Origin of the sequence: Enterococcus sp. HY326, from assembly GCF_026157065.1 — a bacterium.
Classification (GTDB): Bacteria; Bacillota; Bacilli; order Lactobacillales; family Enterococcaceae; genus HY326.
The window spans coordinates 137,859-160,594 of sequence record NZ_JANLGQ010000002.1; the positions used below are offsets into that span (position 1 = coordinate 137,859).

Here is a 22,736-nt window from a genome sequence, read left to right on the forward strand (position 1 = left end):
TTATTGGAAAAAAATGATTGCTAGAGCTATTAAGTGCAGTCAAACGGAATTATTCTTGCAACTTAACAAAAGATTCGTTAAACTAGTTGAGATTGTAAAGCAATTGTGAAATGACGAAGGTTGTGACATAAGCTAGAAAAGCTGTTTCGTTAAACGGCTGATGAAAGTTTTTCGATGTTTATTGTATGTAGAAAAAATATTCACCAATGCCTAACAAAATCAGCAGAAGTTTTTTAGTAGTTGCAACATCTTAGAGGAGAGTATATATGTCAAATCCAACTATCGCCATTGTAGGGCGGCCGAATGTCGGGAAATCTACAATTTTTAATCGGATTGCCGGAGAACGAATTTCAATCGTTGAAGATACCCCAGGAGTAACTAGAGATCGAATTTATGCGACTGGAGAATGGCTAGGTCGGGAGTTCAGTATTATTGATACGGGGGGAATTGACCTCGGTGATGAACCCTTTATGGATCAGATTAAGCATCAAGCAGAAATTGCGATTGATGAAGCGGATGTGATTATTTTTGTTGTCAGCGGTCGCGAAGGCATTACTGATGCCGACGAATCTGTCGCAAAAATTTTATATCGCAGCCACAAACCGGTGATTCTTGGCGTCAATAAAGTGGATAATCCTGAAATGCGCAGCGAAGTCTATGAGTTCTATTCTTTAGGCTTAGGAGAACCGTTACCGATTTCTGGTAGCCACGGTCTCGGAATTGGGGATTTGTTAGATGAAGCTGTAAAACATTTTTCAACAGAAGCTGAGGTTGAAGAAGACGATGTCATTAAATTTAGTTTGATTGGCCGCCCAAACGTCGGGAAATCCTCTTTGATCAATGCCATTCTTGGTGAAGATCGGGTAATTGTTTCAGAAATTGAAGGAACCACCAGAGATGCTATCGACACCCGTTTTGTTTCAGAAACTGGTCAGAAATTTTTAATGATTGATACAGCTGGTATGCGCAAACGAGGCAAAGTGTACGAAAATACTGAGAAGTACAGCGTTATGCGTGCGATGCGGGCGATTGATCGTTCTGATATTGTCTTAATGGTGCTAAATGCCCATGAAGGAATTCGCGAACAGGATAAACGGGTTGCGGGCTATGCCCATGAAGCCGGCCGAGGCATGGTAATTGTTGTTAATAAGTGGGACCTCGTTGAAAAAGAAACCAATACTTTACGTGATTTTGAAAAAGAAATCCGTGAAGAGTTTGCTTATTTAGATTATGCGCCGATTATTTTTGTTTCTGCTGTAACGAAGCAGCGGCTAAATCAATTGCCAGCTTTAATTGAAGAGGTCAGCTACAATCAAAATCTACGGGTGCCATCAGCTGTCTTAAATGATATCATTATGGATGCTGTGGCCATCAATCCGACACCGACGGACAAGGGCAAACGCTTGAAGATTTTTTATGCGACACAAGTAGCTGTCAAACCGCCAACTTTTGTAATTTTTGTCAATGAAGAAGAATTGATGCATTTTTCTTATTCCCGCTTTTTAGAAAATCAAATCCGCAAGGCCTTCGCCTTTGAGGGGACACCGATTAAAATCATCCCTCGCCGCAGAAAATAGGCATTTTAACACAGTTGGTTATTTTTGTAAAAGAATAATAGCGATTTTCGGCGATTTTATTTATTTGGACAAAAAGCTGTCCAAAAACGATGAAAAATCTGTCTAAACCCTTGCTATAAAAGGGTTCTTATGATATCGTTTAGAAAGAATATTGAACCAAATCAATATTTGTAGTTCACTTTTTTGGACCACTCAAAAAAACGAACTAAAGATGGATAACATCAAATTTTATTGTCGAGGAGGTGAAACTATCCATGGCAAACAAAGCAGAATTAATCGAAAAAGTTGCAGCAGCTACTGAATTAACAAAAAAAGACGCAACTGCAGCAGTAGATGCAGTCTTCGCAACTATTCAAGATGCTTTAGCTAACGGTGAAAAAGTTCAATTGATCGGTTTTGGTAACTTCGAAGTGCGCGAACGTGCTGCACGTAAAGGACGTAACCCTCAAACTGGTGAAGAAATCGAAATTCCAGCTAGCAAAGTACCTGCATTCAAACCAGGTAAAGCACTTAAAGATGCAGTTAAATAAGACTGACACTTTGAACCCTTGTTTATCAAGGGTTTTTTTTTGGCTAGAATTTCTTTCTCAGACATTCAAATAAAAGAACTGTAAAGTTGATTGAAAAGTTTTATTTGATTTTTCAAGTTTCAAAAAAAGCATTAATTTACTAACAACATAAAGCAGATAAACAACAGCCCCGCTAAAAAAATAATGCTACCTAAACGCAAAAGTAGGCGGTCTAATTTTCCTTCAGCTACAAAATGCTTTAATAGCTGATAAATCAGCAAACCGATTAAGCCGCCTAAAGTGTTGACTAGTACATCTGTAATATCACTTGCCCCAATTCCTAATACATATTGCACTGTTTCTAAAAGCAAACTCAAGCTAAAGATATAAAACAATTTTTTTATTAGAGAACTCCGTTTGTCATAAAGACTCAATAGGCCGCCGAAGGGCACAAAAATCAGGGTATTGTAAATAATTTCCTGCAGATAAATTTTGCCATTGACGATGACGGATTCGCCAAAAGGAATTAGATTGAGGCTGCGACTTGGATGCTCCAAAAAAAATTTCACAGTGTCGACAGAGGTGGCGACTTTAAACAAGATAATCCAAACGACCACTACTAAATAGCAAAGTAAAAGAATGCCAGCAGCTTTATTTTTTTTCATAATCCTACTCCTTAAAAATTTAGTGTACTACTTATAATAGTACACTCGAAGGCGATTTTTTTCATAGGCCCTTAGACTGAGTTGCGAAATTTTTTTAGTTTTTGAAATTGTGGCTAAACAAGGTCAGTTTACCTTAATAGAAATAACAGTTTGACAAGAAAATCATTTGTTTATTTCTTCAATATTAATAGGTTCACAAGGTCAGCTATGATAAAATATAAGTAAGCGGGAGGTGGAATCAATGGAATTGAGTTTCAAAAAAGCTGGCAAAGAAAGCCAGCTAATTTACGGTGAAACTTTAGCGGCCAGTTTAGCTGATTTGGATTATGCCGACAAGCATGTAGTGATTATCACCAACCAACGCTATTACGATTTATTTTCGATGAAAATGACGCAATTATTAGCAGCGGCAGATGACATTGATTGGTACATTTGTCCCAACCACCGCAACTGCAATTCGTTAAAAGAATTAACCAGCTTATTAGAATTTGTCGGGCGTTTTAAGCGCCAAGACTTTTTATTTATCGCCTTTGGAAATGAAGGCGTTGTCGAACTGACTAATTATCTACAAAAAAATACGTTACTAGACAGTCGATTTTGGGTGTTGCCGATTTCATTGCGTTCATTAGCAAAGGGACTTTTAGGCAGTGGGCAAATTCTCGATTCCAAACAGCAACCGATTTTACAAAGTCAAAATCTGCCGGAATTGATTTTTTTCGATCAGACATTAACTCAGGAGCAAACTGCTGGTAAACTGTTGGATTTATTAGTTTTTATCAAGTGCGGACTTCTTGTCGATCGGAATTTTTTAAAGGAATTATTTTTTAATTATCCCCAAGAAAAAAGTGTTTTAAGTAAGCCGTTATCTGGGATGCTAGTGAATCTAGTTGCCTATTATGAAAAAAATGGCGCTGCCCTAGATGAGTATGGTCAGGTCTTTAAAAGAGCTTTTTATATGGTCGAAGCCGGTCAGCTATTATCGGATAGTATGAAGGAATTTTTGGGAATTTTATTTCATTTACTGTGGAACATCAATCAAAAGCAGCTGAATTTCAATTATCTGAATTTCCTGCAATGGTTAAAAAGATTAGATTATCCCTTGGAATTGCCGACTAATTTTTTAATTGGTGATTATGCGGCGGCTGTTTTAAAAGTGTTGGAAAAAAGCGAATCACTGTTAACTTTAGCAAAAATCGGTACAATAGAAGGAAGAGAAATTCCCAGTAGCCAGGAGTTAATTACAATGTTAGAAGATTACCAGGGCTATTTACAGGAGTAGGAGCGTATTATGACAGACAGTGAAAAAGTAATTCAAGCCATTGAAAATGAGGATTTAGTCTTAGCCCAAGAGCATTTGCAGGCGGCTTTAAAGCACGATGAGGCCGATTTATTGGCGGCCTTAGGGGATGAACTGTTGACTCGTGGCTTTTTAGAAGAAGCTCAGCAAATTTTCACACAATTAGTGGAGAATTCTCCTGAGACCGGAGCCTTTTATATTCCTTTGGCGGAGATTGCGATCGATAATAACCAGGTGGAGGAAGCCTTTGAGTATTTAGAAAAAGTGACCACCGATGATGAAGCATATCCGCAAAGTTTATTGGTGACCGCCGATTTGTATCAAATGTTAGGAATTCCTGAGGTGAGCGAAGCGAAGCTCTTAGAAGTGCAAACGTATTTGCCAGAGGAACCATTAATTGATTTTGCTTTAGGCGAATTGTATTTTTCTAACGACCAATTTAGTGAAGCAATTGCCCGCTATCAAAAATTAGTTCATCAAGGTGTTTCAGAAATCAGCGGTGTTTTGATGGATGAACGAATTGGGACGGCCTTAGGGATGGCCGGCGAATTTGAAGAAGCCATTCCTTATCTGGAAGCTGCGGTGGCGGTGGAAGCCACCGACGACCGACTATTTCAATTGGCCTTTACTTATTTGCAGCTTAAAGAAAATCAAAAGGTGATTCATTATTTGCAACAATTAAGAGAAACTAATCCCCAGTATCAATCTCTGTATTTATTTTTAGCGGAGGCTTTACAGGAGGAGGAATTGTTGGAAGAAGCGCAGGATGTGATTGAAGAAGGCCTCAGAGAAAATCCTTTTCAAGTGGATCTCTATCACTTTGCTTCGGAAAATGCCTTTCGTTTGCACGATGTCAAGTGCTCAGAAGAATTATTGCTGCAAGCCTTGGAGCTTGGGGAAAAGCAAGAGGAAACTTTGTTGACCTTAAGTAATCTTTACTTGAGCGAGGAGCGCTATCAAGAGGTTGTCGACACGATTAATCGCATGGAAGAAAGTGACAATCCTTACGCTGAATGGAATTTGGCGAAAGCCTATGAACAATTGGAGGATTTTGATGTGGCGCGGGTTCATTACGAGCAAGCCGCCCACGAATTAGAACACGAAGCAGAATTTTTAAAAGATTACGGAATTTTCCTACGGGATGAAGGCAATTTAACGCAGGCGAAGGCTTTATTGCAGCACTATCTGCACCATGAGCCGGGTGATTTGGAAGTTGCGTCAATTTTAGAGGATTTGGAGGGTGATCAGGATGCTTATTGAAGTAAAGGAAAAACAAAATTTTCTCAACTGGTTAGTAGCAAATGTTAGCTTTAAACAGCGGGAAACGATTTGGATATTAAATTACTTGGCCAATCATGAAGCGATTTTAGCCAATGTTCATTTTGTTGAACAAGCGGAGAAAACGACTCGTGGCTTGCAAATTCGTGATGAATCCTTTGTCGGATCGGCCATGACGCTGTTTATCAAAGACAAAGCTTTTTTTGACAGCGATCAAATTTTTCATGAGATTCGCCTGAACTGGAAAAATCCCTTGTATTTAGAATGTTTTTTCAGAGATGCCTGGAAAAATAGTCTGTATCTTTCCATTTTAGAAGATAATCCAGCAGCTCCTTGGAATGAACAAATCAGCTCAGAGGTCACCGAAGAAATTGAACGCTTCTTTCAACAAGAAGAATTGCGGCAAAAAATTGACTTATTGTATCATCAAGTCGATTTGGCCATCGAAAAAGGCGACCAAAATGGCTTCTTGGAATTATCAACTGAAATTAATCAGTTGAAGTTAAAACTGCGGGAGCCAGATGCTGAAAAATTACATTGATTGAAAAAAATCGAGACTGTGACATTAGTTAGAACAGAGCCGAACTTTACGAACAATATCTAGTGAAAGCCACTAGATATTGTTCATTTGCGTTTCGGACCTACTGGACCGCAGAAGCAAATAGAATATAGTTCGAGATTTCTTCTGTTAAAAAGACCAATGTCACAGGCTCGATTTTTAAATTTATTTTGTTTTTGGTTTAAATAATTTCACCTGTGGTTTTAAATAAGTGAAGCCTTCTCCTTCAACCTCGTGAACATTGATTACAGAGAAAAAGGCTTTTGGGTCAACACCAATCACAATTTCTTTCACCTGACGCAATTCTCGAGGGCTGACCACCATATAAATGACGCGTTTTTCGTGTTCAGAATAGCCACCAGCGCCTTCTAAAAAGGTCAGGCCTCGTTCTAACTCGTTCATCAAAACTGGTGCAATAGCTTGGCTCTGATTGGAAATAATAATCAAGCCTTTAGCTGAATACCCGCCGTCTAAAATCGAATCAATGACGCGACTGAAAACATAGGAAACAATCAAGGTATACATCATCAATTTCAAATCGATATAACTTAATGAAAGCAACAGAACAATCACATCAAAGCCAAACATCGTTTTCCCCATCGAGACGCCAAAGTTTTTCTCCAAAATCCGTGCCATAATATCGGTCCCACCCGTTGTGCCGCCAACGCGGTAAACTAAACCGCTGCCGACACCGCCGATTAAACCGGCTAATAAAGCGGCAATCAGTAAATCATGCTGCAAATTAATCACGATGGGAATTCGTTGCCAAATCCATAAAAAACCAGAGAGACTCAAGGTCCCGATAATTGTGTAAATAAATGATTGATTTCCTAAAACCCGCCGACCGATTAAAATTAAAGGGATGTTGATGACCAGTGTGGAATAGGCGGGGTCAATTTGAAAGAGGGCCCGCAAAATTAAGGTGATTCCAGAAATGCCACCTTCAGCCAATTGATTGGCGATATTTAAATAAACCAAGCCAAAGGCATAAATCCCCGCTCCAATAATAATCAATGACACATCACGAACTCTTTTCACAACCATCCTCCTACTCTATTATCCAATTTAGCACGTTTTGTCTTTTTTCTCAATTTTTAGTCAGGGCTTTAAAAAAGGTATTTCAACTAGGAATTTTTTGTTGGTTTTGATAAGATAGAGGAGAATTTGAGGTGAAAAAGAATGACAGAACGCTCTTTGAGTTCGCTGCAAAAAGAAATTGATGATTATATTTCCCAATTTAAAGTTGGCTATTTTTCGCCGTTGGCCCAGATGGCCCGCATGACGGAGGAAGTTGGCGAGTTGGCCAGAGAAATCAATCATTATTACGGGGAGAAGCAAAAAAAAGCTTCTGAGGGTTTAAAACCCGTCAGTGAAGAATTGGCTGATGTTTTAGTTGTCACATTGATGCTGGCGAATTCTTTAGACATTGATTTAACGGAAGCCTTTGAAAAAAATATGGAAAAATTTAATCGGCGGGATAAATTTCGCTTTGAAAGAAAGGATGGCTTGACCCATGATTAAAATCGTTGTCGCCGGCTTTAAAGGCCGCATGGGCAGCACAGCTGCTAAAATGGTTTTGGAACACGAAGGTTTTGAATTGGTGGGGGTATTGGACCCGATTGCCAAAGAAAAAAATTTAAATGAAATCTCAGAATATGGTGCTGTTGATGTGCCGGTGTTCAATGAAAAAGAAGCGATCCTCGCTGTTGCTCCAGAGGTTTGGATTGATTTTACAATTCCAGCCTATGCCATTGAGCACACCCGCTTTGCTTTAGCCAATAAAATTGCTCCAGTTGTCGGCACGACTGGCTTTACTGAGGAAACGGTGGCCGAATTAATTGCCTTTTCAAAAGAAATGCAGACTGGTGGCTTGATTGCTCCCAATTTTGCGGTAGGTGCGGTCTTGATGATGGAATTCGCTCAAAAAGCGGCTAAGTATTTTCCTGATGTGGAAATTATTGAGCTGCATCATGATAAAAAATTGGATGCTCCTAGCGGCACAGCGATTAAAACGGCTGAGATGATTAGTCAAGTCCGCCAGCCGAAAATTCAAGGCAATCCTGATGAAGAAGAAACTTTAGTCGGCGCTCGTGGGGCTGAATTTGACGGCATGCGGATTCACAGTGTCCGCTTGCCGGGATTAATTGCTCATCAACAAGTGCAGTTTGGCGGTGTCGGCGAAGGGTTGACCATCCGTCATGATTCCTATGATCGTTCTTCCTTTATGACCGGTGTTGCTATTGGCTGTGAAAAAGTTGTTGGCCTGCAGGAATTAGTTTATGGACTTGATCAGCTATTATGAGATTAAAAACAATTCCTGAAGAGTTTAAAAAAGCTTTGCCAGTTTTAAGTAAAATAAAAGCAGCCGGTTATGAGGCTTATTTTGTTGGTGGCAGCGTGCGGGATGTTTTATTGGCTAAACCGATTCATGATGTGGACATTGCCACCAGCGGGTTTCCAGAGGAGATTAAAGCTCTTTTTTCCCGGACAATTGATGTCGGCATTCAGCACGGTACGGTGATGGTTTTAGCCGACAATCAAGAGACCTATGAAATTACCACCTTTCGCACGGAGTCGACCTATCAAGATTTTCGTCGCCCCGATCAAGTTGAATTTGTTCGCAGTTTAGCCGAGGATTTAAAGCGGCGGGATTTTACGATTAATGCATTTGCTTTAGAGGAAGATGGCGAAATTATTGATTTATTTGATGGACTGGAGGATTTAGCGGCAAAAATTATCCGGGCTGTACGCAATCCCCATGAACGTTTTCGTGAAGATGCTCTGCGGATGATGCGGGGCCTGCGTTTTGTCAGCCAATTGGGATTTTCTTTAGAGTCAGAAACGGCAGCGGCAATTGAAGAAAATCATGCGCTTTTAGCAAAAATTTCCGTCGAACGCATCAACGTCGAATTTGTAAAATTACTCTTAGGAGAATACCGCTCTTTAGGCTTGAAATATTTTGTGGAGACGGAATGCTTTGAATACTGTCCAGGCTTAAAAAATCAAGGGGCAGCCTTGCTGCGCTTTGCGGATTTACCCGAGGATACTATCAAAACAGAAGCCCAAGCGTGGACTTTATTGTTAAAATGCTTGGATTTGTCGCCTGAAGCAGTCGAACCCTTTTTAAAGGCCTGGAAAACATCGAATCAGATGATTAAACAAGTACAGAATTTATTAAAGGGTTTAAATTTTCGCTTGGAACAGGAATGGACAGCCACGATGCTTTATGAAATTGGAGCAGATGTCATTTTAGTGGAAGAGCTGCGGCCCTTTTTTTCTCAAGAAAATCAAAGTCTATTGGCAGAAAAAAAATATCAAAAACTGCCGATTCATCATCTACAAGAACTGGCAATCGGCGGTAAAGAAATTTTGGCAAGTTCAGACCAGCCTCCTGGCAAATGGGTCAGCGAACTTTTACATGAGCTGGAGTTAGCAGTTTTAAATGGTGAAGTTGCCAATGATTCAAAGGCTTTATTGACGATGGCAGCAGAGAAAGGCTAAATTCTCAATCTGCAATCAGATTGATGGCTTTAATTACTGAAAATATGATAAAATTAAATTGTTAGTAAAAAGAAGTGAGGAGAATTTATCATGGCAAAAGAAATGACAGCATTAAAATTCTATTTCCGCAATGGTGAAACATGGACTGTTGAACGTCGCTATATTGGTGACTTATGGATTAAACGTATTTCAACAAGTTTTGGTCGGATTAACGGCAGTGAATTCGTTGAAATTCATCCAAGTGAAGGTTTTAAAATTGAAATCTTCCCAGAAGGCGATCATGTAACCACAACGGATATTAACTTAGGTGGCCTAGAATTAGGGATGTTTGCTAGAGCATTGAAATATGAAGATATCGAAAGAATGGAAATCATCTATCGTGCGGGAACTCCTGACTTGGTTTATTTCCCTTACAAAGATAAAGACACTGAAGGCTTGGATAATGTCTATCAATCCACCAAAGTTTCTGAAAAAAATAAGAGCTTATACATTGTGATTGACCCAACGCAAACCGTTGATGAAGTCTACACTGAATTCTTTTAAGCATAATTTTATTAAACCCGCTTGATTGCTGCAATCAAGCGGGTTTTTTGCCGTATAAAAAATTTCAACTGCTGTTTAAATGAAAAAAATATCACTGTCGTTAAACATTTCTTAAGAAGTAATCGATATGCAGTTGACAATTTAATAAGGTACCTGTATTATATAGACATAAGGTACCTTATTAATTTTTAAAAAACGAAAATGTATCTCAAAAAGGAGAATGAATGATGACAGAAGAAAAAGATTTAACTAAACAATTTTTAGAATTTGATGGTCGTTTACGGCGCTATTTTGCAATGGAAATGCACAAACAAGGAAAAACTGGTTCACCTCATCGGGGACAAGGCCGCGTGTTAACGCTACTTTCGATGCGGGATAATATTTCTCAAAAAGATTTGGCTTTTATTTTAGGTTTGCGCCCACAATCAGTTGGTGAGCTGTTGGGGAAATTAGAAAAAAATCAGCTTATCGTTCGGACGTCTTCTGATGAAGACAAACGGGTAATGCTGGTTTCCTTGACTGCTGAAGGTGAAGCAGAGGCCAAAAGAATTGCCGAAGAACCGAGCTTTGCCATTGATTTATTTGATGTCTTTTCCGATGAAGAAAAAGTTCAATTTTCAGCCTTGATTGAAAAGCTGAATGAAGCCATTAGCGAAAGAGTTGGCGATGATTTTGACAGTCGTAAAGATTTCATGGATCACTTTGGTCCTAAGGGTCCTCACGGTGGTGGACACCCACATCACGGACCGGGTCACCACCACCACCATCCCCATCATCATGGTGAATTTTCAAAAGGTTGTCGCCATCAAAACAGACAAGATGATCAAAGAACAGCAGATTGGACAGATTTTTAAACAAATAAACTAAATCGTGGTAAAATTAGTTTGAAGAGGATTTCTTCAAACTTTTTTTTCGTCTTTTTGACTTCACTGTTTTTCGGCAATAAAGCTAGCTGTGAAATTTTTTTGAAGTGATAAAAGCTGCCACCGCCAACAGGAAAACTGAATTATTAAGAATTGCTGATAGAATTTTAGCCAGTTTCTTTTTGTAGCAAAAAATAGTCGTTTTTTTATTCTTTCTCTGCTATAATTACCGCAGTTAAAAAGGAGGATCATTTGATCATGACTAAGGATTTTGAAGCTCGCTTAAGCGCCTTGAAGGAACAATACAAACAGTTAACCCCTGAGGAGCTTAAAAACAAGAAAAACGAGCTAAAGCATGGTAATCCGCTTCTTTATTATCGTTGTCAACGGGCGAAACATGAATTATTGCGTTTGGAAGCTAAGAGAACCCAAATGCAAATTGATGGCAATAATGCCCAATTGACAGAAGTTGAAGACAAGATTTTAGAGAAAAAGAAAAATTGGTTGGAAACCCTGTGTGGGAAGAAAGCCTAAAAAATTATAAATAGAACGGGAGGGATGTTATGACATTAGTTGAGATAATTATCGTCTTTGCATTTGCCGTAACCATTTCAAATGTGGTAAACCGAATTTTACCGAACATCCCCTTACCCTTGATTCAAATATTTTTTGGAGTTTTAATCGGGATGACGGAGATTGGCAGTGATATTACCTTTGTCCCTGAATTATTTTTGGTAATGATTATTGCGCCGTTATTATTTCGTGAGGGTGAAACAATTAATGTTCGCGCTTTGCTGAATAATCTCGGAACAATCATATTTTTGGCTTTCGGTGGTGTAATCCTCACACTTTTAGGTGTGGGGGTTACACTTTATTATTTGCTGCCGACGGTTCCTTTGGCCGCCTGCTTTGCCTTTGGCGCAGCGCTAGGCCCAACCGATGCAGTCGCAGTAAAATCGTTGTCTGGCCGTCTTTCCTTGCCAGAACGCTCCCTACAAATTCTTGAAGGAGAAGGGCTATTAAATGATGCATCCGGCGTTACCGCCTTTCAGTTTGCCATCGCTGCCCTAACGACCGGCAGCTTTTCTGTCATCAATGCCTCTGAAACTTTGATTTTCTCAACCATCGGTGGTATTTTGGTGGGTGTCATTTTAGTTTGGCTGAAACGACAGGTCGTTCAATTAATTGAAAAAGCGGCAGCCAAAGATGTAGCCGGCTATTTGCTGATCGAATTACTGCTGCCATTTTTAGCCTATTTGATTGCGGAAGAATTTCATGTCTCAGGGATTATCGCAGTTGTCGTTTCTGGTGTTTTGCAGGCCTCTGAGTTTCAAAAGGTCAGCATTTTTGATGCTAAACTTTCAAATGTTTCGGACACGACCTGGTCTACGATGGCCTTTATGCTTAATGCTTTAGTTTTTATTTTTCTAGGTGTGGAATTATCCCAAGTCTTTTCGCCAATTTGGCAAAGTAGTGTGTATTCCAACTGGCATTTATTTTTTGTCGTCGTCGTGATAACGATTATGCTTTTTGTTTTACGGTTTGCTTTCATTACAGTTTTTTGGGGCTTTAAAGACGGCTTTAAAAAATTGCGCAGTCAGTTCCATGATATTTTAGTTTTAACCTTTGGTGGAGTAAAAGGAACCGTCAGTTTAGCGACTATTTTTATTTTGCCGATTACTATTAATGATATGACCTTTGAATATCGTTCACTCTTACTTTTTATCACCGCTTGCGTCATCTTAATGACGCTTTTGGTGGGAATATTAGTCTTACCGTTATTAGCTGGCGATGAACCAGAGGAAGTCTCTGAAACTGACCGTTTAAATATCGATATTTTGCGGGAAGTGATGGATGAATTGAATCAAGAGTTGCCGACTAAACCTGAGGCCATTCAAAATATTGCCGCTGAAACGGTGATTGATAATTATCAGGACCGTATCAGTGAACTCCATGGCCAGCATATGACCAATTCAGAAAAACAGGAAGTCCAAGAGTTACAAGCCTTAATTATTTCGATTGAAAAAGACAGCCTGGACCGCAGTTATAGAGAGGGAAAAATCAGTGCCAATGGTTATCGTTTTTATTCCCGTTTTATCGCAGACTTTGAAAATTCTGTGACACGGCAAATTTTGTCCTTTTTAGGCTTTTGGCTCATCTTTGTCCGTCAGATAATTGTCATTTTCACCCATCCAAGACTATGGTGGGAACGCAATCGTACCCCGAGAAACCGTTTGTTAAATGAAAAAGATGTGACGGCAATTCGTGAGTTATTGGAGCATAATTCCCAATTAATCTTTGACAGTTTTGAAAACTTAGAAGGGGTTTACGATGAGAGTTTGTTACAATATTTTACGAATAAACGGAAAATTCTTTTAAGCCGAATCAATCAAGGCACGTTAATTACGGCCATGACCATTCAGCAAGAACCTGTTTATGAAAAAGAAATGATTCGTGGCTACTATTTAGAGCGGAAGATTATTGATAGCTATGAAGTCTCTGAGAAAATTTCGACACTAGAGGCCAATTCCTTCCGTCAAGAAGTCAATTTGTTGGAATCTTATTCGATTAATAATCTCAATGAACGGGAACCTTTGAGTCTGTTAATTCGGCGCAAAGGCGGTACCAAAAAAAATGTACCCCAAGTGTCACAAAATGAAGAGGGTGAGAATTAGCAATGTAATTCTCACTTTTTTTGTGGTAAAATCAGAAAAATAAGACGGTTCTGTTTTAAAAAAAATTGGCCGTTCAATAGGGAAAGAAGGCTGACATGAAAGAACTAACAGTTAGCAAATTAACCAAAACTTATGGTGAAAAGACGTTGTTTGACCAAGTGTCTTTTTTGATTCATGAAAAAGACCGCATCGGTTTGATTGGCGTCAATGGAACCGGAAAAACAAGCTTACTAAATATCTTAGCGGGGCGTGACAGTGGTGACGGCGATGTTGCTGCCGTTCAATATCCTAATGATTATCGGATTGGCTATCTCTCACAGGACATGGCGATTGATGAAGAGCTCACCGTCTTAGAGGCGGTTTTTCAAGGGGACAATCAACTGATTCGCACAGTTCGCAATTATGAAGCAGCGTTGTTAGCCTTGGATGAACAAGGCGGCGAGGCAAGTGTTCAAAGACAATATGCTCAAGCCGAAGAAGCGATGAACAAAGAAGACGCTTGGCTGACGGACACCAATGCCAAAATTATTTTGCAAAAACTAGGCATCTCAACCCTTGGGAAAAAAATTAAAGAGCTTTCCGGCGGTCAAAAAAAACGAGTGGGTTTAGCGCAGGTTTTGATTGATGAACCGGATTTATTATTGTTGGATGAACCGACCAACCATTTGGATTACGAAGCGATTCAATGGCTGGAGGGCTATTTGAATCAATATCGTGGTGCTCTTTTGATGGTCACCCATGACCGCTACTTTTTAGATCGGGTCACCAACCGAATTTTTGAGTTGAGCTTTGGCAAGCTGTATGAATACAAAGGCAATTATGAAGCTTATATTATTGAAAAAGCTGAGCGGGAACGAATTTCTCAAGAACAAGAAGGCAAACGCAAGCAGTTGTATAAACAAGAGCTGGCGTGGATGCAGGCGGGCGTTCAAGGTCGGGGAACGAAACAGCAGGCGCGGATTAATCGTTTTGAAGATTTGCAGGATAATCTTTATCAGGTAAAAAATAATGATGATGTGGAAATCAATATTTCGACACAGCGCTTAGGCAAGCAAGTTTTAGAAATCCAAAACGGCGACTACACGATTGTTCAGCAGCCAATTCTCAGAGAGTTCAATTTACTGATTCAAGCCCGTGAACGTTTAGGTATTACCGGTCAAAATGGTGCCGGTAAGTCAACTCTTTTAAATATTCTAGCCGGACGCTTGCCATTGGATTCAGGAACCTATATAATCGGCGAAACTGTTCACTTGGCTTATTACACCCAACAAAACGAAGAGATGGATCCCGAAAAACGGATGATTGCTTATTTGCAAGAGGCTGCTGAGACAGCCAAACAAAGCGATGGGACTCAAATTGGCGTCGCTGAATTATTGGAACGATTTTTATTTCCCCGTTTTATGCATGGCACGAAAATCGGCAAATTATCCGGCGGTGAAAAACGCCGATTATTTCTACTAAAGTTGTTGATTCAACAGCCCAATGTTTTATTGTTGGATGAACCGACGAATGATTTAGATATTGCCACATTAACCGTCTTAGAGGATTATCTGCAAAGTTTTCCTGGCGCTGTTATCTGCGTGTCCCATGACCGTTACTTTTTAGACAAAGTTGCCCAAAAGCTGCTCGTGTTTCAAGGGGCAGCGAAGATTATCAGCTATTTTGGGAATATGAGTGAGTATTTAGCAGCCGCTGAAACGCTCGCTAAACCTAAAGAGACTCCACTAGCCAAAACACCCACAACTAGTGGGGAATCCGACAGTCCAGTTAAAGAAAAAACGAAATTGTCTTATATGGAACAAAAAGAATGGGCAACAATCGAAGATGAGATTGCCCTATTAGAAGAAAAAATTACTGAACTAGAGGAAGAGATGAATCATACCGGTTCTGATTTTCCTAAACTACAGGCGTTGCAACAAGAAGTTGAAGTAACCCAATTAAGTTTAGATGAAAAATTAGAACGTTGGGAATATCTCAGCGAATTCAGTTAATCGGAGGGATTTTTGTGGAACAAGCCTACTTAGAATTAGGCCGCAAATTAATTGCAGAAGGAAATCACAAAGGCGACCGCACTGGTACTGGTACGTATAGTTTATTTGGCTATCAAATGCGTTTTGATTTAACAAAAGGCTTTCCGTTATTAACAACTAAACGAGTGCCTTTTGGTTTAATTAAAAGTGAGTTGCTTTGGTTTTTGAAAGGTGATACCAATATTCGCTACCTGTTGCAAAATAAAAACCATATTTGGGACGAGTGGGCCTTTGAACGTTATATTCAAAGTGAGGATTATACCGGACCTGATATGACGGATTTTGGTCGTCGCAGTCTAGTGGATGAAACCTTTAATCAGGAGTATCAAAAAGAATTGGCAGACTTTTGTGAAAAAATTGTCGCCGATGAAGCCTTTGCTAAAAAGCATGGCGATTTAGGGAAAGTTTATGGCTATCAATGGCGTCACTGGGAGACTGCAGATGGTAGTTTTATCGATCAGATTAAAGATGTCATTGAAATGATTAAAACCAATCCTGATTCCCGCCGTTTAATTGTTTCAGCATGGAATCCAGAAGATGTGCCAACAATGGCTTTGCCGCCTTGTCACACGATGTTCCAATTTTATGTCAATGATGGCAAACTAAGCTGCCAGCTTTATCAACGCAGTGCCGATGTCTTTTTGGGGGTTCCTTTTAATATTGCCAGCTACGCCTTGCTGACGCATTTAATTGCCCATGAAACAGGTTTAGCAGTTGGTGATTTTATCCATACTTTAGGAGATGCGCATCTTTATAGCAACCACATAGAGCAAATGAAAGAACAACTGAACAGAGAGGTTAGAGAATTTCCGACCTTGGTCTTAAATCCCGACAAACAATCGGTTTTTGATTTTGAAATGGAAGACATCACCGTTGAAAACTATAATCCTCATCCAACAATTAAAGCACCGATTGCTGTATAGTTTGGTAGTTAATGGATTAACGAAAACCAGTTTAGCAGAATGGTATACGGCGTGAAAATCAACCTAATTTTTTGTAAAATAAATTATTACCTTAATATGAACAAGGATGCCAGTTCCGTTTTTCGCAGTATCAAAGATTAGGTAGCACTTAATAAGCTTTTTAAATAACACAAAGAGGTATCCAGTTTAACGGAATGGTATACGGAGTGAGAATCGACCTAATTTTTTGCAAAAAAAATTATTACCTTAATACGAACGAGGATGCCAGTTCCGTTTTTCGCAGTATCAAAGATTAGGTGGCACTTAATAAGCTTTTTAAACAACACAAAGAATTACCCGGTTTAACGGAATGGTATACGGAGTGAAAATCAACCTAATTTTTTTGAAAAAAATTATTACCTTAATACGAACAAGGATGCCAGTTCCGTTTTTTTGCAGTATCAAGAGTTGAGAGACAATTATTTAAATGTTTAAACAACACAAAGAGGTATCCAGTTTAACGGAATGGTATACGGAGTGAGACTCGACCTAATTTTTTTGCAAAAAAAAATTATTACATTAATACGAACGAGGAGAACAAAAATGTTAGCAGCTATTTGGGCGCAAGATGAGAAGGGATTAATCGGCAAGGATGAAACACTGCCGTGGCACGTTCCCAACGACTTAAAATTTTTTAAACATATGACTGAAAATAATACAGTAGTGATGGGGCGTAAAACTTTTGAAGGCATGGGCAAGCGGCCTTTACCTAATCGTCAGACCATCGTTTTGACGAGTGATGAGAATTATCAGGTAGAGGGCGTTAAGGTCTTTCATGATATTGAAGCTGTTTTAAGTTATGCTGAAGAGAACGAAGGGATTACCTTTATTGCTGGCGGTTCAGTTGTCTTTAAAGAGTTTTTACCCTATTGCACGATTTTATACCGAACCGTGATTGGTCATGTGTTTGAAGGGGACACTTATTTTCCCAATTTAGATTGGGATGAGTGGCATCTAGTAAGTGTCAGCGAAGGGGAAATTGATGAGAAAAACCGTTATAGCCAATCCTATGAAACGTATCAAAGAGGCTAGTAGTGATTTTACTTTACATAATTTTCAAAAAGAACTTCAAAATAAACAAAAAATCCTCCGATGACTTGATTTTCATCGGGGGATTTTTTGTTTAAAATTATTTTTAGGCCGTCAATTTTTGTCAGGTGTAAAATAAAACTGAAAAATACATAAAGCCTGCGCCTAGCATGACAAACAGATGCCAAACAACATGCATAAAGCGAACATTTTTCAAGCTATAAAAGGCCGCTCCAATTGTGTAAGAAAGGCCGCCAGCGACTAACAGGCTAATGCCGGCGACACCTAAGGAATCATACAAAGGTTTTGCCGCAATCAAACAGAGCCAGCCCATGATAATATAAATAATTGTCGAGGCCTTGGAAACACTTTTAGTTCGGTGCAAAGTGACTGCCTTAAAGACCACGCCAATAATTGCAAAGGTCCAAATTAAACCAAAGAGGGTCCAGCCCAGCCAACCTTGGATACTAACCAAACAATACGGCGTATAACTGCCGGCAATTAGTAAAAAAATTGAGCTGTGATCGAAGACTTGGAAAACTTTTTTCGCTCTAGTAAAAATCAGGCTGTGAAAAAGTGTTGAGGCCAAGAATAAAAGAATCATCATCGAGCCGTAAATCGTATAAGAGACTACCCGAATCGGTGAGTCTAAGCCAACTCCTTTGATGATTAATAAGACTAGTCCGGCTACACTTAAGCCAAACCCAATTCCGTGGGTCACGGCATTTAGGACTTCATTTAAAATCCAATAGTTTCTGGTGAATTTGCTGTTTTCCATGAAATCGACTTCCTTTTCTTAATTTAATGAAAAAAAAACTTTTGTCTGTTATACTATGAAAGAATAAATTCTAGGATTATTTTACCACGTAATGTCCATATTTTTAAAGAGAGAGTGATCAATCAATGAAAAAAATTAAGATCGTGACGGATTCTTCGTGTACAATGGAGCAATCGCTACGGGATAATTTAAACATACACATGATGCCTTTGTCTGTTATGATTGACGGTGTTGTCTACCGAGACGATGATAACTTAAGCGGTGAAGATTTCATGGAAATGATGGCCCAAGCGAAAACTTTACCAAAAACTTCGCAGCCACCAATCGGTGAATTTGTCGAGTTGTACGATCAATTAGGGGCTGATGGCAGTGAAGTCATATCCATCCACATGACGAAAAATTTAAGCGGTACCGTGGAAGCCGCTCGCCAAGCCAGTCATCTGACCAACACGAAGGTCACGGTAATTGATAGTGACTTTACTGATCAATCTTTAGCTTTTCAAGTGATTCAAGCGGCTCAACTAGCCGAAGAAGGCGCCAGCCGCGAAGAAATTTTAGCAGAAATTGAGCTTGTTAAAAACAACGGCAAATTATTTATCGGCATTGCTGGCTTAGATAACTTAGTCAAAGGTGGCCGCATTAGCCGAGTGACTGGGATGCTATCTAGTTTTTTAAATATTAAAGTTGTGATGAATTTTGAACATGCAGAATTAGTGCCTGTTGTAAAAGGCCGGGGAACTAAAACTTTTATGAAGTGGTTTGATGAATTAAAAACCGAGTTGTCAAAACTGACAACTGTTCGTAAGATTGGCATTTCCCATGCCAATGCCGCAGAATTGGCGGAAGATTTTTATCGTGGGTTAAAGGATCTTTTCCCAGATAAAGATATAACTGTACTGCACACCAATCCAGTTATTGCAACCCATACTGGACCGGGTGCTTTTGCGATCATGTATTATACTGATTAACGATTGAAAGCAGGTATTGGATTGGTTAGTTTTTCAGGAAGTATCCTGTGAAACTAACTGCCAATTCCTTTTTTTCTATCGATTTCAAAGAAGTAGAGTGGCGAAAAATGAAAACAATTCATAAAAAAATAGTGATAATTATCATGGCTTTTTTAGTGGTTTTAGGTTTGACGATTATCATTTTAAATCAATTGGTACCAAAGGCCCAGCCCCGCTGGAACGTGGCCTCTGAAGAAGTCAGGGAAGCCAATGCGGGAACGGAGCTAAATTACACAGCGGTCGGTGATTCTTTGACAGAAGGCGTTGGCGATGTCACCAATCAAGGAGGCTTTGTTCATCTGCTAGCCAATAATTTAGAAGATTATTACGGCTTTAAAACAGTGAATGATAGTAATTTTGGCGTTGCAGGTGAGCGCAGCGATCAAATTAATAAACGCTTAACCAACGATACCGACCTGCAGGAGAGTTTGCAGGCTGCTGACTTTATCACAGTGACAGTTGGCGGCAATGATTTGCTGCGGGTTTTTCAGCAAAACTTTTTTAATAATTTAAGCGTGGATACTTTTACCGAACCGATGGAAGAGTATCAAGGGCGCCTTGAGGAAATGTTTGATCTGATTCGCCAGCAAAATGCTACAGCGCCGATTTATGTTGTTGGCATTTACAATCCGTATTATCTGACTTTTTCGGAAATTACTGAAATCCAGACAATTTTTGATAATTGGAATGTCAGCACAGAAGAAATTGTCGAAGCAGAGGCGAATGCTTTCTTTATTCCGGTAAATGATTTATTGTATCAAGGAGTTAACGGAAATGTAGGAGTTGGAGAAGATGTTTCTGATGAGGAGATGGACTCGGCCGCTACTTTAGATACGGCTGAAACGACCTCTTCGTCAACGGTTGAATCCAGCACAACTGAGTCCTCTACAATTGACTCTAGCACCAGAAGTACCAGCAACAATGCATTATATGACGGTGATAATTTTCATCCAAACAATTTAGGCTATCAGCTAATCGCCAATGCTGTACGCAATGAATTAATCAATACAGAAGCATTATGGATGCCTGAAGGGGGAGTACCAAGTGAAACAAGTCAATAATCATGAGCAAGAGCAGTCGGTTGAAGAAAATCCCCAGAAATCATTAGGGAAAATCAAAAAAAACGGCGGACCAAAAAATCCTAAAAAACTAAAACTTAATCCTTGGCAGCTTGCTTTTTTTGCTTTGCTAGCAATTGTTGTCGGCAGTGGAATTTTTGTTGTCATGCGGGTGCTTGAGCCCAGAGAAGATGCGACAAATCTAGTCGAAACTGAGATTCCAACGGGAGATGCCCTCTTGTCAGTTAATACGGATAAAGAACATGTGAATGCCTTGATTGATCATTACTTAGAAGATTTTCAACAAGGGCAAGAGGTAACTTACTCTTTTTATTTGGACAATGAAGCACTCTTGACCGGTCAATTCACACTATTCGGTTTTCCGATTACCTTTTATTTTTATTTTGATCCTTATGTCTTGGAAAATGGCAATGTTCAATTAAGAGCCACCAGTTTGTCGATTGGTGCCTTAAATATGCCGATTACAGATATGCTAAATATGGTGCGGCGCAATTTTGATTTTCCTGACTGGGTCGAATTTAATGCCGACGATCAGACGGTCATCCTGCATCTTGATGAATTTGATGTGGGGGGCTTGCGACTGCGGGCAGAGAGAATTAATCTAATTGATGATGAGCTACGTTTGAGTATTTATTTGCCGGGAGAAACAGTCGGCACAACAGACTCAACGACAGATAGCGAAGAGTGATGGGGGAGATAGTGATGGAACGAGCAATTTTTGCCGGTGGATGTTTCTGGTGTATGATTCAGCCTTTTGATTCGCTGCCAGGCATTCAATCGATTTTTTCCGGTTATACCGGTGGATACGTCGAAAATCCAACGTATGAACAAGTTAAAGCTCATGAGACAGGTCACACTGAAGCTGTTGAAATTATTTTTGACCCTGAGAAAATCAGTTTTTCTGATTTGATTGACATCTATTGGCAGCAAACGGACCCGACTGACGCCTTGGGCCAATTTGAAGATCGTGGCGATAATTACCGGCCAGTGATTTTTTATTTCAATGAAGAACAACGGGTGGCTGCTGAAAACAGCAAAGCTGAACTAGCTGCCAGTAGTCGCTTTAAAGAACCGATTGTCACAGCCATTGAACCGGCACAAAAATTTTACTTAGCAGAGGATTATCATCAGGATTATTATAAAAAAAATCCTGAGAACTTTAAGCGAAATCATGCCAGAAGAGAGCAGTTCCTCAAAGAAAACTGGTAAAAATTTAACGAAGGGAAGAAACGGATGAAACGCAGTTTTTATCATTATGTAATGACGTTAAGAGGTCCCAATACTAAAATCACTGAAACCAAGTTAGCCAATGAGATCGGCAATGATATTCAATTTCCCAAACAATCCAGTGATTATCATGAAATCTCCAGCTATTTGGAAATTGAAGGCCATTATGTTGAAAATATGGATGACTTTGATGTCCTTTGGGAAAAATATACCGAAAATAATCGCTAAAAAAGGAGGCAGGCTACGTGATCGATAAAATTAAATCCTGGTGGACAGCAGTTCGCCAAAATTGGCGATCACGTTTTCCTAAAAAGGAGCTGCCGCCAGAAAAGCGGGCAAAATTAACTAAAGTTTGGGGGCGTTTTTGGCTAATTGTAAAACTGACAGTTGTTGCGATTGCGCTGGCCTTTGTGATTCGTGGCTTTTTATTGATTCCAGTACCTGTGGTTGGCAATTCGATGGAAAATACCTTGAGTCAAGGCGATATGGTGACGATGGAGCGCATCAGTAGTGTCGACCGCTTTGACATTATCGTTTTTCAGGAACCTGATGGTCGGATTTATATTAAACGAGTCATTGGCCTACCTGGCGAAAGTGTCAGCTATCAAAATGATCAGCTTTTAATTGATGGCGAAATAGTTGCCGAAGATTTTTTAACGAATAATCAGCAGGGAGACACCGCTAGCAATGCTCCTTATACGACCAATTTTACATTGGAGGAGCTGACTGGTTCAACGACTTTAGGCACGAACCAATACTTCGTGTTAGGAGACAATCGGCGGGCTTCCAAGGATAGCCGCTCTTTTGGAGCCGTGAGCGGTGACAATATTTTAGGCATTGTCCGGTTGGTCTATTATCCAATCCAGCATTTCAAATGGCTGCATTGAGGCATTGAACAGCTTGCACTTTTTATGAAATTTGCTATACTTAAATTAATTTAAACTTTCAGAGAGGAGGATACAGAGATGGGACGCTGGTTAAAAATAACAAACATTGATCATTATCAAAGATATCATGTCAGTTTTAGCCATGCAATTGGTTTCACTTGGACTGTTTTAGGGAGAAGTGTGTCTAAAAATAGCATAAAACAAGTAAATCAATGACCATTAAAAGTATTCTCGTAATATATTACGATTAAAAAGATAACAGGTCATGGA

The 22,736-nt window shown here is 39.6% G+C and carries 25 protein-coding genes; 22 read left to right on the forward strand and 3 right to left on the reverse strand.

Going from position 1 to position 22,736, the window contains the following annotated elements; translation table 11 throughout:
* Positions 1-266 precede the first annotated feature (266 nt).
* Complete coding sequence (der, locus tag ORH16_RS05300) at positions 267-1,577, forward strand: ribosome biogenesis GTPase Der (protein WP_265456906.1); 1,311 nt, start codon at positions 267-269, stop codon at positions 1,575-1,577.
* A 254-nt stretch (positions 1,578-1,831) separates the two neighbouring features.
* Positions 1,832-2,107, forward strand: coding sequence for an HU family DNA-binding protein (locus ORH16_RS05305; RefSeq protein ID WP_265456908.1), 276 nt, complete (start codon positions 1,832-1,834; stop codon positions 2,105-2,107).
* Between the two features lie 131 nt (positions 2,108-2,238).
* Here the strand turns inward: ORH16_RS05305 and ORH16_RS05310 are convergent, their stop codons facing one another.
* Entirely contained in the window at positions 2,239-2,751 is a 513-nt protein-coding gene (locus tag ORH16_RS05310; protein ID WP_265456910.1) for a VanZ family protein, read from the reverse strand.
* Positions 2,752-2,992: 241 nt separating this feature from the next.
* On the opposite strand from ORH16_RS05310, the gene ORH16_RS05315 reads away from it, so the two are divergent.
* The 3 genes from ORH16_RS05315 to ORH16_RS05325 are packed head-to-tail and all read left to right on the forward strand — an operon-like array spanning position 2,993 to position 5,867.
* Positions 2,993-4,030 (forward strand): hypothetical protein, encoded by a 1,038-nt coding sequence (locus tag ORH16_RS05315; RefSeq protein ID WP_265456912.1) that lies wholly within the window; start codon positions 2,993-2,995, stop codon positions 4,028-4,030.
* Positions 4,031-4,039: 9 nt separating this feature from the next.
* Positions 4,040-5,308: a tetratricopeptide repeat protein gene (locus ORH16_RS05320; protein WP_265456913.1), complete on the forward strand. Its 1,269-nt coding sequence runs from the start codon at positions 4,040-4,042 to the stop codon at positions 5,306-5,308.
* On the forward strand, positions 5,298-5,867 hold the full coding sequence (locus ORH16_RS05325) for a YpiB family protein (protein WP_265456915.1): 570 nt from the start codon (positions 5,298-5,300) through the stop codon (positions 5,865-5,867). The genes ORH16_RS05320 and ORH16_RS05325 overlap by 11 nt, the downstream gene beginning before the upstream one ends.
* 183 nt (positions 5,868-6,050) lie before the next feature.
* Here the strand turns inward: ORH16_RS05325 and ORH16_RS05330 are convergent, their stop codons facing one another.
* Positions 6,051-6,923 carry a YitT family protein gene (locus tag ORH16_RS05330; protein WP_416207836.1) on the reverse strand — a complete coding sequence of 291 codons (873 nt, stop codon included), beginning with the start codon at positions 6,921-6,923 and terminating at the stop codon, positions 6,051-6,053.
* Between the two features lie 141 nt (positions 6,924-7,064).
* Between ORH16_RS05330 and ORH16_RS05335 the strand changes: the two genes are divergently transcribed.
* From ORH16_RS05335 to ORH16_RS05380, 10 genes are all read left to right on the forward strand, one after another.
* Entirely contained in the window at positions 7,065-7,406 is a 342-nt protein-coding gene (locus ORH16_RS05335; RefSeq protein ID WP_265456918.1) for a nucleotide pyrophosphohydrolase, read from the forward strand.
* Complete coding sequence (gene dapB, locus ORH16_RS05340; RefSeq protein WP_265456920.1) at positions 7,399-8,187, forward strand: 4-hydroxy-tetrahydrodipicolinate reductase; 789 nt, start codon at positions 7,399-7,401, stop codon at positions 8,185-8,187. Before ORH16_RS05335 ends, dapB begins: the two co-directional genes overlap by 8 nt.
* Positions 8,184-9,386, forward strand: a complete 1,203-nt coding sequence (locus ORH16_RS05345; RefSeq protein WP_265456922.1) for a CCA tRNA nucleotidyltransferase — start codon at positions 8,184-8,186, stop codon at positions 9,384-9,386. Before dapB ends, ORH16_RS05345 begins: the two co-directional genes overlap by 4 nt.
* Positions 9,387-9,476: 90 nt before the next feature.
* Complete coding sequence (locus ORH16_RS05350; RefSeq protein ID WP_265456924.1) at positions 9,477-9,929, forward strand: hypothetical protein; 453 nt, start codon at positions 9,477-9,479, stop codon at positions 9,927-9,929.
* Between the two features lie 227 nt (positions 9,930-10,156).
* Positions 10,157-10,783, forward strand: coding sequence for a MarR family winged helix-turn-helix transcriptional regulator (locus ORH16_RS05355; RefSeq protein WP_265456926.1), 627 nt, complete (start codon positions 10,157-10,159; stop codon positions 10,781-10,783).
* Between the two features lie 267 nt (positions 10,784-11,050).
* A complete protein-coding gene (locus ORH16_RS05360; protein ID WP_265456928.1) occupies positions 11,051-11,326 on the forward strand; it encodes a hypothetical protein in 276 nt (91 codons plus the stop codon).
* A 29-nt stretch (positions 11,327-11,355) separates the two neighbouring features.
* The gene (locus tag ORH16_RS05365; RefSeq protein WP_265456929.1) at positions 11,356-13,467 is read left to right on the forward strand and encodes a cation:proton antiporter; all 2,112 of its coding nucleotides are present in this window, start codon (positions 11,356-11,358) and stop codon (positions 13,465-13,467) included.
* 95 nt (positions 13,468-13,562) lie between these two features.
* Positions 13,563-15,458, forward strand: a complete 1,896-nt coding sequence (locus tag ORH16_RS05370; RefSeq protein ID WP_265456930.1) for an ABC-F family ATP-binding cassette domain-containing protein — start codon at positions 13,563-13,565, stop codon at positions 15,456-15,458.
* A gap of 14 nt (positions 15,459-15,472) precedes the next feature.
* Positions 15,473-16,420: a thymidylate synthase gene (locus tag ORH16_RS05375; RefSeq protein WP_265456932.1), complete on the forward strand. Its 948-nt coding sequence runs from the start codon at positions 15,473-15,475 to the stop codon at positions 16,418-16,420.
* A 582-nt stretch (positions 16,421-17,002) separates the two neighbouring features.
* Positions 17,003-17,491, forward strand: a complete 489-nt coding sequence (locus ORH16_RS05380; protein ID WP_265456934.1) for a dihydrofolate reductase — start codon at positions 17,003-17,005, stop codon at positions 17,489-17,491.
* A 121-nt stretch (positions 17,492-17,612) separates the two neighbouring features.
* Here the strand turns inward: ORH16_RS05380 and trhA are convergent, their stop codons facing one another.
* The gene (gene trhA / locus ORH16_RS05385; protein ID WP_265456935.1) at positions 17,613-18,266 is read right to left on the reverse strand and encodes a PAQR family membrane homeostasis protein TrhA; all 654 of its coding nucleotides are present in this window, start codon (positions 18,264-18,266) and stop codon (positions 17,613-17,615) included.
* Between the two features lie 125 nt (positions 18,267-18,391).
* Between trhA and ORH16_RS05390 the strand changes: the two genes are divergently transcribed.
* The 7 genes from ORH16_RS05390 to ORH16_RS05420 all read left to right on the forward strand — a co-directional run bounded on the left by ORH16_RS05390 (position 18,392) and on the right by ORH16_RS05420 (position 22,682).
* Complete coding sequence (locus ORH16_RS05390) at positions 18,392-19,234, forward strand: DegV family protein (RefSeq protein ID WP_265456937.1); 843 nt, start codon at positions 18,392-18,394, stop codon at positions 19,232-19,234.
* Positions 19,235-19,341: 107 nt separating this feature from the next.
* Positions 19,342-20,334 carry an SGNH/GDSL hydrolase family protein gene (locus ORH16_RS05395; protein WP_265456940.1) on the forward strand — a complete coding sequence of 331 codons (993 nt, stop codon included), beginning with the start codon at positions 19,342-19,344 and terminating at the stop codon, positions 20,332-20,334.
* Positions 20,318-21,040, forward strand: coding sequence for a YpmS family protein (locus ORH16_RS05400; RefSeq protein WP_322597289.1), 723 nt, complete (start codon positions 20,318-20,320; stop codon positions 21,038-21,040). The genes ORH16_RS05395 and ORH16_RS05400 overlap by 17 nt, the downstream gene beginning before the upstream one ends.
* 14 nt (positions 21,041-21,054) lie before the next feature.
* Positions 21,055-21,561 carry a peptide-methionine (S)-S-oxide reductase MsrA gene (gene msrA / locus ORH16_RS05405; RefSeq protein ID WP_265456942.1) on the forward strand — a complete coding sequence of 169 codons (507 nt, stop codon included), beginning with the start codon at positions 21,055-21,057 and terminating at the stop codon, positions 21,559-21,561.
* A gap of 24 nt (positions 21,562-21,585) precedes the next feature.
* Entirely contained in the window at positions 21,586-21,807 is a 222-nt protein-coding gene (locus tag ORH16_RS05410) for a YozE family protein (RefSeq protein ID WP_265456943.1), read from the forward strand.
* 89 nt (positions 21,808-21,896) lie between these two features.
* Positions 21,897-22,466 (forward strand): signal peptidase I, encoded by a 570-nt coding sequence (gene lepB, locus ORH16_RS05415; RefSeq protein WP_265457765.1) that lies wholly within the window; start codon positions 21,897-21,899, stop codon positions 22,464-22,466.
* A 78-nt stretch (positions 22,467-22,544) separates the two neighbouring features.
* On the forward strand, positions 22,545-22,682 hold the full coding sequence (locus ORH16_RS05420) for a hypothetical protein (protein WP_265456944.1): 138 nt from the start codon (positions 22,545-22,547) through the stop codon (positions 22,680-22,682).
* Positions 22,683-22,736 lie beyond the last annotated feature (54 nt).